We start from the raw sequence: 11,649 nt of genomic DNA, 5'->3' as shown, positions 1-11,649 counted from the left end.
AAATATGACGTATCCAACAGCCTTTCCTGAGGGATTTTTGTGGGGCGGAGCAACCGCCGCGAATCAGCTTGAAGGTGCCTGGGATGTCGGTGGCAAAGGATTATCGGTTTCCGATGTGTATACTTTTGACACGGCTACCCCGCAATCACAATGGCTGGATCAGTGGCTCAGCATGACGCATGCTCAGGTCGCAGAAGCCCAGAACCCAGACAGTAAAAAGTATTATCCCAAGCGCAAAGGCAACGGCTTTTACACCCATTTCAAAGAGGATATCGCGCTGTTCGCCGGTATGGGATTTAAATGCTTCCGCATGTCGATTGCCTGGACGCGCATCTTTCCGCGCGGCGATGAGGCGGAACCCAACGAGGCGGGCCTGCAGTTTTATGATGAGGTACTGGATGCCCTGCTCGCACAGGGTATTGAACCCATTGTCTCGCTGTCGCATTACGAGATGCCGCTGGCGCTGGTGACAGACTATGGTGGCTGGCCGAACCGTCAACTGGTGGACTTTTACGTCCGCTTTGCCACTACGGTATTCACCCGCTATCGCAAAAAAGTGAAGTACTGGATGACCTTTAACGAGATCAACTGCGTGAAGCACCATCCGTATGTGAGCGTGGGCGTGATTGAAGAAGGTCATCCTCACCTGGAGCAAGATAAATATCAGGGCGCGCACCATCAGTTTGTCGCCAGCGCGCTGGCCACCAAAGCGTGCCACGCGATTATCCCCGGTTCTCAGGTGGGTTGTATGATCAGCTATCAGATCCTCTATCCGCATACCTGCCATCCGGATGACGTACAGGCCTGTGAAGAGATGCAGCGCGTGTCGTTATTTTTTAGCGATGTGCAGGCGCGCGGTTATTATCCGGCTTATGCCGACAGAATGCTGGCGGAGAAAGGCGTACAGCTCATTAAGGCCGTGGGCGACGATGAGATCCTGCGGCAACATCCGGTGGACTTTGTTTCCTTCAGCTATTACATGTCCAGCACCGTCAGCGCCCAGCCGGAAAAACTGACCGGCGCGCAGGGCAACCTGATTACCGGCGGGATTCGTAACCCGCATCTGGCGACCAGTGAATGGGGTTGGCAAATCGATCCCAAAGGCCTGCGGCTGGCCCTGAATCAGCTTTATGACCGCTATCAAAAGCCGCTCTTTATCGCCGAAAACGGTCTGGGTGCGGTGGATACCGTTAAGGCCGATGGCAGCATTGATGATGATTACCGTATCGACTACCTGCGTCAGCATGTGGCGCAGATGAAAGAAGCGATTGCCGACGGTGTTGCACTGTTTGGCTACACCTGGTGGGGGCCGATCGACGTCGTCAGTGCCGGCACCGGGCAGATGTCCAAACGCTATGGTTTTATTTACGTGGATCAGGATGATATGGGCAACGGCACCCAGACGCGTTCATTGAAAAAGAGCTATCACTGGTATAAAAAGTTGATTGCCTCTAACGGTGAAGACACCGGCTGCTGATCCGGTTTGTCGCCATGATCATGACCTGCAGGCAGGCGCTGTCGGCAGGTCATGTTATTTCAGCCTCTGCCATGCTGGTACGGCAGACAGACTGACTGCCATCTGAACCCCAAGGAGAAGGTTGATTTGAACACCCTGCATCTGGTCGATCCCGAACTGCTGCCCGCCCTGGCAAACAGCGCGCCGCTTGAGCTTACCCCGGAAACCATTGTGGCGCTGCGCCGCGAACGCCAGGACGCCGCCGTAAAACAGGTTCAGGCCTACCGTGACGGCGGACTGTACATTGAAGAACACAGCATCGATTCCCCTGACCATCCGCCCGTCAGGGTCTGTGTGATTACCCCGGTCAGCGCGACCCCAAGGCGAATGGGCATTTTGCATATTCATGGCGGCGGTCATCTGTTTGGCAGCCCGGAGCAATCCCTTTCACTGACCAGCGTAACGGCACTGCGCCACAACTGCGTCGTGGTCTCAGTGGACTATCGCCTGTCACCGGAAACGGTTTTTCCCGGTTCGCTGGAGGACTGCTATGTGGTGCTGAACTGGATGGTGCGTCAGGCTGACATGCTGGGCATCGATCCGGCACACATTGGTTTAATGGGCGACAGCGCCGGTGCCGGACTGGCCGCCTCGCTGGCGCTGCTGGCAAGGGATCGCGATGGCCCAAAACTGGCCTTCCAGAATCTGATGTTCCCGATGCTGGATGACCGCACGGTGACGGAAACGCATCCCAATCCCGTGACCGGCGAGTTTGCCTGGACGCGCGAATATAATCGTATTGGCTGGACCGCACTGCTGGGCGAGGAACCCGGCAGCGAAACGATCTCGCCTTATGCCGCACCGGCACGCGCCAGCAACCTCGCCGGGCTTCCGCCCGTCTGGATAGGTGTAGGAACGCTGGACCTGTTTCTGGATGAGAACCTCGACTACGCACAACGGCTGATCCGTGCCGGTGTCGCCGTGGAGCTGCACGTCTGGCCCGGTGCCTTTCATGGCTTTCATGCCAGTGACACGGCGGCAGTGTCGCGACAGGCCAGGGAACTGCGCCAGCGCTGGCTGTCGCGCTTTAATCCCTGCCCATGACGCCAGAATCAGCCCGGTTGGGCGATTGGCCTGCCCGGATTTACGACAGCCGTTAACTTACCCGGAGTCATCAATGCAAACGCTGCACATCGTGCCCCGCCTGATGAAAGCACTGCGGGCGGGGAAAAAACGCCATACGATACGCTGGCAGGAAGCCAAAATCACCCCAGGACCGCTGCGCTATATCAGCAGCGAAGACCCGGAATCCGTCGTCATCGTCAACGTTGAATGCGTGGTCACTCTGCCGCTGTCCTCCGTGGCGCAGTATCTGGGTAAAGACGATGAGTGGACCGATGCGGTGCTGTTAGCAGGAATGCAGGCGCATTATCCGGCGATTCAGCTCGGGTCAGAGGTTGAGGTTATCCATCACTCAGCGCCGCTTGAGGATGAAACCTGACGACGCTGTTTTCACCGGAGAACGTCATGCTAGATGTGCTTAAACAGCTGGAATGCAGCCTGCATCATGAAAAGCGCCACGATTTAGCGTGGCTTGAACAGACACTGCATCCTGAATTTAAAGAGATCACCCTTTCAGGCACGCTGCTGAACCGTGAGCAAATCATCGCGGCGCTCATGAATGAAGAGAACGCACAGGCCATTATCAGCAGCGACTTTCAACTGATGGAGGTCGGAACCCAGCATACCATTTTGCTTTACCGCACCTCACAGCCGGACGGCAGCCGTGCCGCATTACGTTCGTCCCACTGGGTGTTATCCGCAACGCATGGCTGGCAGATGATTTTTCATCAGGGCAGCACGGCAGCCGCCGGGTCATAGTTTGGGGTTTGGGAAAAAAGCGTGGGCTGTCCACGCAGCCGTAAAACAGACCCACAACCTGTGGCAATCATGGCCGACAGGCGGCCATGCGCGTTATTTCACCACAGGATTTTTCTGCAGCGACAGCGCATCCATAAATGCGTCATCTAACTGGAGATGCGCTTTTACCAGCTCACGCGGCGTACCGGCCAGCCACTGATTGAGTGAGATATCGGCGTAATAGTCACTTTTGAATAACTCCAGGAAACGCAGCGGCCCCTTGCCGGTGTTTTCAACATAGTGCCCCATGGCGAAGGGCACATAGCCGACATCCCCTGCCCGATAATCAAATGTTCTTGCCTGACCCGATGAGGCAAAAACGCCCATGCGTCCTTCCCCTTCCAGGTAGTATTGCCATTCATCGTTATTCGGGTGCCAGTGCAACTCGCGTAATCCGCCGGGGGCGATTTCAACCAGGGCTGCCGCGATAGTTTTGGACACCTTAAAGGTTGAGGAGTCGGTGATTCTGACCGTGCCGCCTGGTGCCTTTATGGGTTCCTGTGCCAGCATGTGGTGGGTAAAGGTGCGTTTGGCTTTGGTTGCGCCTTTCACCGCCACTGACTCCAGGCTGCCGGGCACCTTCGCGGCAAAAATATATTCATCCGCTGGCGAAGGCAGGTGGTCGAAGGTGGATACCGGGACGTTGAAGTTTTTCGCCAGAATGTCCGGCGGGATATGTTTGAACCAGTCGGATAACAGAAACGTGCTGTCCTCATCAAATCCGCCATCGTCGAAGGCCAGCAGAAACTCGCATCCATCAGGCCCGATGCCCTGAATTGAATGCGGGATGCCCGGCGGGAAATACCATAAGTCTCCCGGGCCAATATCATCGATAAACCAACTGCCATCAGTATCAAACGCGGTGACGCGGGCGTTGCCGTAGGTCATGTAGGCCCATTCGCCCTCTTTATGCCAGTGTAATTCGCGGATGCCACCGGCATTCAGGCGCATGTCCACACCGGCAATGGTGGTCGAAATGGCTAATTCACGTTTGGTGACCTGGCGCGTCCATCCGCCGCTGCTTTTGCGCACGTGCGCATCACTGAATGAAAAACGCAGGTTCGGTAACGTCCCGCTGTCGGTCGAAGGTGGATTAACGATGTCCGGATTTTCTGCTTCGCGGATGGGATCGTGCGGCCCGGGATCGCGACCACCGGTCGGAAAGGACTGAATGCTGTCATGCGCATGAACCTGTCCAGCCGCCAGCGCCACCGTCCCGCCTGCGGCAAACGCCATAAAACTTCTTCGGGTTAATTTACTCATTAATTAAATACCTCATTCCTTGCTGATAAAATCGCCGACATGCGCTGCCATAAGTAATCTATAGCGGGATAAGTTAAATTTTATTAATGGTATATGTAAATTTTGATGACATCCGCACGCCCGATCTGGCGCAGAAATTATCAACCGGTGCTAACTCTTTTCAGCTGGTTGATGAAAGGTTAACTTTTCTTATCGATATCAGCCCGCAACTGGCACAAAAGGGTAATTTTCGCGCGTAATGTCAATATCGACGCCGATCATACTTCGTTACAGGCCCGCTCCGTTTTCGCCGCGCTTGCGGGTTGATTGCTGGCATGGCGCAGTGCCGCAGGAAAGTATTAACCCGGTCAGTCTGACAACCGCGCACGGGAATGATTGGGGGATATTCAGGCAGGCGTCAACATCGCCGGGGTGCGGGCTAATGCATGACCGGGAAGAGGTGAAAGCCGGGAATCATACGGCGGGATTGCTGGGCTACGCAGAGGCGCTGTGCGTCCGGCCAGGCCGTATCTGCGCCAGCCAGACGACAGGGACAGGCTGTCAGAACAGGATATCCTGACGCGGCGATGAGGCTGCGGACTGCGGCGCGCGGGCTGAGAATGCTGCACCTTCAGCCTGCTGCGGACAAATCGGGTAACCGCGGTGGCGCTCTGGCAAATTCACAATAATGATGCTGTCTTCAGGTCCATCAAGCACATCATCCATCAGGCTCAAATATTCATAAGGATTTTGCATAAATCGTCTCTGTTCCGTTATCCATAGTGAAGCAGGTCATACAGCAAACACAGGCACGATATGATCATTGCCAGGGATCGATAATAGCTGCTGAGCACCATGTCACAAGCAGATTACGCTTATATGACAGCCAACAGGCGAAAACAGCGGCGTGCGCCAGGCACGCCGCACCCGGTCAGAAGAAGCCCAGCGGCTGAATGCTGTAGCTCACCAACAGGTTTTTGGTCTGCTGATAGTGATCGAGCATCATCTTGTGTGTCTCGCGCCCAATGCCTGATTTTTTATAGCCTCCAAAGGCGGCATGAGCGGGATAAAGGTGATAGCAGTTGGTCCAGACGCGACCGGCTTTAATCGCCCGTCCGACGCGATAGGCCCGGTTGATATCACGTGTCCAGACTCCCGCGCCCAGGCCATAGATGGAGTCGTTAGCAATGGCGATGGCCTCCGCTTCGTCCTTAAAGGTGGTAATGCCCACCACCGGACCAAAGATCTCTTCCTGGAACACCCGCATGCTGTTGTTACCTTTCAGCAGCGTGGGCTGGATGTAGTAACCGCTGGCAAGCGAGTCATCGAGCTTCTCAACGCCCCCGCCGATCAGCACCTCGGCACCTTCCTGACGGGCGATTTCCAGATAAGAGAGGATTTTATCGAACTGCTGCTGAGAAGCCTGCGCGCCCACCATCGTCTCCGTATCCATGGGATCGCCGCGCTTGATGGTTTTGATACGTTTGAGCACCGCCGCCATAAAGGGTTCGTAAATCGACTCCTGCACCAGCGCCCGTGATGGACAGGTACAGACTTCGCCCTGATTGAGGAAGCCGAGCACAACGCCTTCCGCCGCTTTCTCAATAAAGCTCTCTTCGGCCTGCATAATGTCTTCGAAGAAGATGTTTGGCGATTTACCGCCCAGCTCAACGGTAGACGGAATTAAGCTTTTCGCGGCCAGTTCCAGGATATGGCCGCCCGTGGCCGTCGATCCGGTAAAGGCCACTTTGGCAATGCCCGGATGTGAGGCCAGCGCCTCACCGGCTTCTTTACCATAACCGTGAACCACGTTAAGCACGCCCGGAGGAAGCAGATCTTTGATCAGGTCAACAAACAGGGTGATCGACAGCGGCGTCTGCTCTGCGGGCTTAAGCACTACGCAGTTGCCTGCCCCCAGTGCCGGTGCCAGCTTCCACGCCGCCATCAGCAGCGGAAAGTTCCACGGGATGATTTGCGCTACCACGCCCAGTGGCTCATGGAAGTGATAGGCGGCGGTAAATTCGTCGATCTCTGCAGCGCTGCCCTCCTGCGCTCTGACGCAACCGGCAAAATAGCGGAAGTGATCCACCGCCAGCGGCATATCAGCGGCCAGGGTTTCCCGCACCGGTTTACCGTTGTCCCAGGTTTCATTCACCGCCATATATTCCAGCTTCTCTTCCAGCCGGTCGGCAATCCTGAGCAGCACCAGCGCGCGCTGTTGAGGCGAGGTTTTCCCCCATGCGTCCGCCGCCGCCGCCGCGGCGGCGACCGCGTTATCGACATCGGCCTTGTCTGAGCGGGGAAAGGCGCCTACGTCAGAGCCATTAACCGGCGAGGTATTGCTGAAGTAGTTGCCATTGACCGGCGCAACGAACTCACCGTTGATGAAATTGCCATAGTGCTTTTGCAACGTGATGAGAGAACCGGGTTCTCCTGGCGCGGCATAACGCATGTTGAATCTCCTTACGCAGTAGGATGTGAAACAACTTTGAAACCTATTGTTAACATATTAGATCAGCGTCAGCCTGACAGGTTTGTTATCCCTAAACTGTGACCGCGACGAAGGAAAATCCGCGATGGGCGCACTACAGATAATTCCGACTTTTTGCCGCTTCGCCAGTTAACTGGAAACTTTTGAGCACGATGGGGTCAATATGGGGATATGTTCACTCTGGAGGTAAGTAAGCATGTTAGCTTCGGCTTTCACCTTAATGCGCGCTAAAGCAGATTTCGTCCACCAGTTCATCCGTAATCCGCGCAAAATGGGCAGCATTACTCCTTCCTCTGATGCGCTGTGCCGCACCATGGTTGAATCGGTGGAATGGAACAGTCAGTTGCGGATTGCCGAGCTGGGTGCGGGAGACGGTGTGCTAACGCGTCGCCTGCTGGCTCAGATGGACCCGAACGCGACCTTGGATGTGTTTGAAATCAGCAGCACGCTGGCGCAAAAGCTGAGCGCGCTGGATGACGAGCGAATGACGGTGAGGACCTGTTCAGCGGAGTACCTCAACGGCAGTTATGACGCCATCTTTTCTGGCCTGCCGCTGTTGTCGTTGTCGCCGGAACTGCGCGATGCCATTCTGCAGGCGGTTTATCACGCCCTGGGACCCAACGGCGTCTTTGTGCAGTTCCAGTACACCTCACTGACCCAGCCCGATCTGTCACGTTACTTTACCTGGGAACGCCGACGGGTATTAAAAAACGTCCCGCCAGCCTGGGTTTATCGCTGTACCCGCCACTATGCGCCCTGAGCGCTGTTAACCGCCGGGCGCGTTTGCAACCAGAAATGGTATAAGACGCTGCGCGCCCAGTCCGCCCCCTGCAGTTCTTCCCCGTCGCGCTCACAGGCTTCCGGCAGGCACGCGTCCATAATGCGGCGGTCAAACTCCGGATGAAACTGCACCGACAGCGCACAGGATGAATAGCGCAATATCTGGCAGCCATCCTTTTCCGATACTGCCAGTACTTTGGCGTGAGCTGGCGGCGTAATCACCGACTGACGATGTGAAAGCCAGGCCTCAAAGGTATCTGGCAAGGTGGCCAGAAGAGGATCGTGGCGGGCCTGCGTCGTCGTGGTTAACCTAATCAGCCCGCGCTCCCAGTCATTGGGGTTATCGTCCACCTTCCCCCCTAATGCATAAGCCATAAGCTGGTGTCCGTAGCAGACGCCGAGCAGCGGTAAACGCGCCTCCATTGCCGCCCGAATCCAGGCCGCCGTGCGTTCACTCCAGTCCGCATGATCGGTCACCATCGCCCACGAACCGCTCAACACCGCACCCGAGATTTCAGTAAACTGTGGCAGCGTTTCGCCCAGATGGGGACGGACAATAAGGTAATCGTCGGGTTGTAAATTCAGCGCCTCGATAAACCATACCGGTTGTTCACCGATTTTCTCGACCACGTTGGCGGGAGGAACATCTAACTGGATAAGGGCAAGGGGCAATACAGGCGTGGAAATCATACCGAATCGAATCCTCAAAAGGGTTGGCGTTTCGGAAGATCAGTCTGACAGTAACGATTGTAAAAGTCTTATGAATTTTTTTGGCGTTATTTTCTGCTTAACTAAATAAAAAATGTTAATCATTGCCAGAACGGCGCAGGTTCGTGCCATGATTAGCAGGTATCGGGTTTATTTTTAAAGGATGACATTGTGGCAGTGCGGCATTTCTTTATGGTTCTGATGGTGGTTTGCATCTGGGCCTTTAATAACGTGGCAGTAAAATGGGGATTAGTTGAGTTACCGCCATTGTTTCTCACGTGGATGCGTTTTGCGGTGGTGGCGATTGTGCTCGTCCCGTTTTGCCGTATTAACCGTCAGCAGCTCCCCTGGTTAGTGCTGCTGGCCTTCACGTTTGGTTTTATGCATTTCTCACTGCTGTTTGTCGGCATGCGTTATACCGATGCCGGAACGGGTGCCATTGTGGTGCAGTTGGGTACGCCGATTGCCATGCTGTTAGCGATGGTGGTGCTGAAAGAGAAGCTGCGGCTGATTCAGCTGATCGGCATTATGATCTCGCTCAGTGGCGTGGTGGTGCTGTCCGGTAGCCCGACCATTCCTGCCTGGTGGGTGCTGTGTATACTGCTGTGCAGCGCCACCGGCTGGGCCATCAGCAACCTGATTGTGAAAAAATCGCCGCCAATTAAGCCCCTGACGCTGACAGGGTGGATCGCCTTCCTTGCCCTGCCGATTGTTGGTGCCGCCAGCTTTATGCTGGAGTCCAATCAGCTCTATGCGCTGCAACATGCGGGCTGGCGCGGCTGGTTTGCCATTCTCTATAGTGCTATCGCCTCCTCGGTTGTGGCGTACACCTTATGGTATGCGTTGCTGAAGAAATACAACGTTAACCTGATCATGCCTTACTCGCTGCTAACGCCGGTTCTCGCGGTATTAATGGGCATCGTGGTGTTGGGTGACAGCCTGAACAGCTTCAAAATCATTGGTGCCTCGCTGGTCATCCTGGGAACCACCATTGCGGTGATTAACCTGCGCAATCTGCGAATGCACGCCCGGTTCCCGCGCCTGCGACGCCGTTAGTTCAGGCTGCTATGCTTCAGAGAAGGTGTTAACTCTGGAGCCTGTTGCATGAATACGTTGACCAGCTCGCTGTGGCAGCAGATGTGGCAAGGATTGCATGGCAATCATGCGCCGCAGCCGCTGCCGTTATTGACCGATCCCGCCACTTTTTCTTCCGCTTATGCCGTCAGTGAACTGGCGGCGACCAGCCTGGGCTTAGCCATGCAGGGCGTGGCCGATCTGCTTAACCGCCCTGCCCGCGCACAGGTTAACGTCCGGCTGGCATCCCGCTGGTTTCAGCACAGTTTTATGCCGCTTAATCGCAGTGCGCCCGCACTGTGGGACCCTTTTGCGGGCGATTATGCCTGTCAAAACGGCTGGATTCGCCTGCATACCAATGCTCCCCATCATCGCCTGGCAATGGAAAGTGTCCTTGGCCGTCACCCGGATCGGACGGCGCTGGCGCGTGAAGTGGCTCACTGGCAGGCCGCCGAACTGGAACAGGCGGTGATTGAGGCTGGCGGCTGCGCGGCGGAAATGCGCAGCGCCGACGCATGGCAGCAGCATCCGCAGGGGATGGCCGTCATACATGAATCGCTGTTCGCCCGACAAACCCTGGCCGACGGTCCCGCCGTCGCGTGGGCATTACCCGAGGCGCGCCCGTTACTCGGCATTAACGTCCTGGATCTGACGCGCATTATTGCCGGTCCGGTGGCGACGCGGTTTCTTGCCAGCCTGGGCGCAAACGTCTTACGGATCGATCCGCCCGGCTGGCAAGAGCCCGGAGTGGACGAGGAGCTGGCCTGCGGCAAACGTCGGGCCGTGCTGGATTTAAAACAGCCTGCCGACCGGGCGCAGTTTGTCTGGTTGCTGAAACAAGCGGATGTGATTGTGCACGGCTACCGCGCCGACGCACTGGAAAAGCTGGGATTAGATGCGGAATCGCGACAAGCGCTCTGCCCCGGCCTGGTCGACGTCAGTTTAAACGCCTGGGGCTGGCAGGGACCGTGGCGTAACCGGCGCGGTTTCGACAGTCTGGTGCAGATGGGTTGTGGCATTGCCGAACAGGGAATGCGATGGAAACAGCATGATGCGCCGCTACCGCTTCCGGTACAGGCGCTGGATCATGCCACCGGCTACCTGATGGCCGCCGCAGTGCTGGCGGGACTGCGTCAGCGACTCCAGCACGGCAACGGCAGTCAGATGCGCCTGTCGCTGGCGCGCACCGCCTGGCTACTTGAGCAGCACCGCTACGGCGCGAACGCGCAGCAGACCGGCATTACGCCGCAGCGCAGGGACAATCAGCCCTGTTTAGAGCTGACGCCGTGGGGCATTGGTATCAGGTTGCGATCCGCCGCCTGGCTGCCCGGCACCACATTACAGTGCGCCACGCCAGGAAGCCCGCCGGGTACGCATCCGGCGCAATGGTGAATCAGGCGTCGTCGCCCTGCTCGCTGGCGCTCTCCACCAGCTCATCGTACATGGCCTGAATCGCCTCACGGCTCAGTAGCGCCAGGGTACGATAAAACGCCGTGGTGGCATGGGCTTCAACTTTGCCGAGAAACGCACCGCACCATGGCATCAGGTACTCGTCAAACAGCGCCAGCTGAGCCGCGTTTTCATCCGCTGCCGACTGATCTTCCAGCCATGACGCCGCCAGCAACAGGCCACCAAAGTGGTCGGCCGGTGCATCACCCAGCGGCATGCCGCGCGCGGTCAAAAACGCGCGGATGTCGGACTCCGGCTTTCCTTCCGGCCAGTCAGACGCAAACGGCGACACCTTGCAGTCGCTGCCCACAAACAGGGCATCGTAGTCTGCCGCCAGCGCCTGCGGATCGCTGTTTTGCTGTAAGCGCGTCAACAGCTCATCCTGCTCCAGCGGCCACTGCGCCGCCAGTTTACCTTCACGAATCAGCGTAAACAGCGGGGCCAGCAGCGCATCCTGCGGATGGCGGTTAAACAGCGAACCGATAATACGGCACAGAATGGAAAACTCATTCATGCATCAACATTCCTT

12 protein-coding genes are annotated in these 11,649 nt (G+C 56.7%); 7 read left to right on the top strand and 5 right to left on the bottom strand.

The annotated features are described in order from the left end of the window. Positions 1-4 precede the first annotated feature (4 nt). The 4 genes from NR177_RS06795 (at position 5) to NR177_RS06780 (ending at position 3,337) form a co-directional block, all read left to right on the top strand. Positions 5-1,477, top strand: coding sequence for a glycoside hydrolase family 1 protein (locus NR177_RS06795; protein ID WP_172897681.1), 1,473 nt, complete (start codon positions 5-7; stop codon positions 1,475-1,477). Between the two features lie 126 nt (positions 1,478-1,603). Beyond that, entirely contained in the window at positions 1,604-2,560 is a 957-nt protein-coding gene (locus tag NR177_RS06790) for an alpha/beta hydrolase (protein WP_256852512.1), read from the top strand. Between the two features lie 73 nt (positions 2,561-2,633). After that, positions 2,634-2,957: an ASCH domain-containing protein gene (locus NR177_RS06785; protein WP_256852511.1), complete on the top strand. Its 324-nt coding sequence runs from the start codon at positions 2,634-2,636 to the stop codon at positions 2,955-2,957. Positions 2,958-2,983: 26 nt separating this feature from the next. Continuing rightward, a complete protein-coding gene (locus NR177_RS06780) occupies positions 2,984-3,337 on the top strand; it encodes a nuclear transport factor 2 family protein (protein ID WP_256852510.1) in 354 nt (117 codons plus the stop codon). Between the two features lie 93 nt (positions 3,338-3,430). Here the strand turns inward: NR177_RS06780 and NR177_RS06775 are convergent, their stop codons facing one another. The 3 genes from NR177_RS06775 to NR177_RS06765 form a co-directional block, all read right to left on the bottom strand. Next, positions 3,431-4,639, bottom strand: a complete 1,209-nt coding sequence (locus NR177_RS06775) for an oxalate decarboxylase family bicupin (RefSeq protein WP_063879164.1) — start codon at positions 4,637-4,639, stop codon at positions 3,431-3,433. A 540-nt stretch (positions 4,640-5,179) separates the two neighbouring features. Next, positions 5,180-5,374 carry a hypothetical protein gene (locus NR177_RS06770; protein WP_256852509.1) on the bottom strand — a complete coding sequence of 65 codons (195 nt, stop codon included), beginning with the start codon at positions 5,372-5,374 and terminating at the stop codon, positions 5,180-5,182. Positions 5,375-5,549: 175 nt separating this feature from the next. Beyond that, positions 5,550-7,070, bottom strand: a complete 1,521-nt coding sequence (locus NR177_RS06765) for an aldehyde dehydrogenase family protein (RefSeq protein WP_256852508.1) — start codon at positions 7,068-7,070, stop codon at positions 5,550-5,552. A 235-nt stretch (positions 7,071-7,305) separates the two neighbouring features. Here NR177_RS06765 and NR177_RS06760 point away from each other — a divergent pair, with 235 nt between their 5' ends. Then, positions 7,306-7,869, top strand: coding sequence for a class I SAM-dependent methyltransferase (locus tag NR177_RS06760; RefSeq protein WP_256852507.1), 564 nt, complete (start codon positions 7,306-7,308; stop codon positions 7,867-7,869). On the opposite strand, the gene NR177_RS06755 is transcribed toward NR177_RS06760, so the two are convergent. Beyond that, entirely contained in the window at positions 7,857-8,579 is a 723-nt protein-coding gene (locus NR177_RS06755; protein WP_145394714.1) for a glutamine amidotransferase, read from the bottom strand. The two genes, NR177_RS06760 and NR177_RS06755, sit on opposite strands and share 13 nt — an antisense overlap. 189 nt (positions 8,580-8,768) lie before the next feature. Here NR177_RS06755 and NR177_RS06750 point away from each other — a divergent pair, with 189 nt between their 5' ends. Then, positions 8,769-9,653, top strand: coding sequence for a DMT family transporter (locus NR177_RS06750; RefSeq protein ID WP_063879159.1), 885 nt, complete (start codon positions 8,769-8,771; stop codon positions 9,651-9,653). Between the two features lie 48 nt (positions 9,654-9,701). Further along, entirely contained in the window at positions 9,702-11,063 is a 1,362-nt protein-coding gene (locus NR177_RS06745) for a CoA transferase (RefSeq protein WP_256852506.1), read from the top strand. Position 11,064: 1 nt separating this feature from the next. On the opposite strand, the gene NR177_RS06740 is transcribed toward NR177_RS06745, so the two are convergent. Next, positions 11,065-11,634 (bottom strand): molecular chaperone, encoded by a 570-nt coding sequence (locus tag NR177_RS06740; protein WP_063879157.1) that lies wholly within the window; start codon positions 11,632-11,634, stop codon positions 11,065-11,067. Positions 11,635-11,649 lie beyond the last annotated feature (15 nt).

This window comes from Pantoea sp. Fr+CA_20, assembly GCF_024520835.1.
GTDB classification, from domain to species: domain Bacteria; phylum Pseudomonadota; class Gammaproteobacteria; order Enterobacterales; family Enterobacteriaceae; genus Pantoea; species Pantoea allii.
This window is presented reverse-complemented; position numbering and strand designations above follow the sequence as displayed.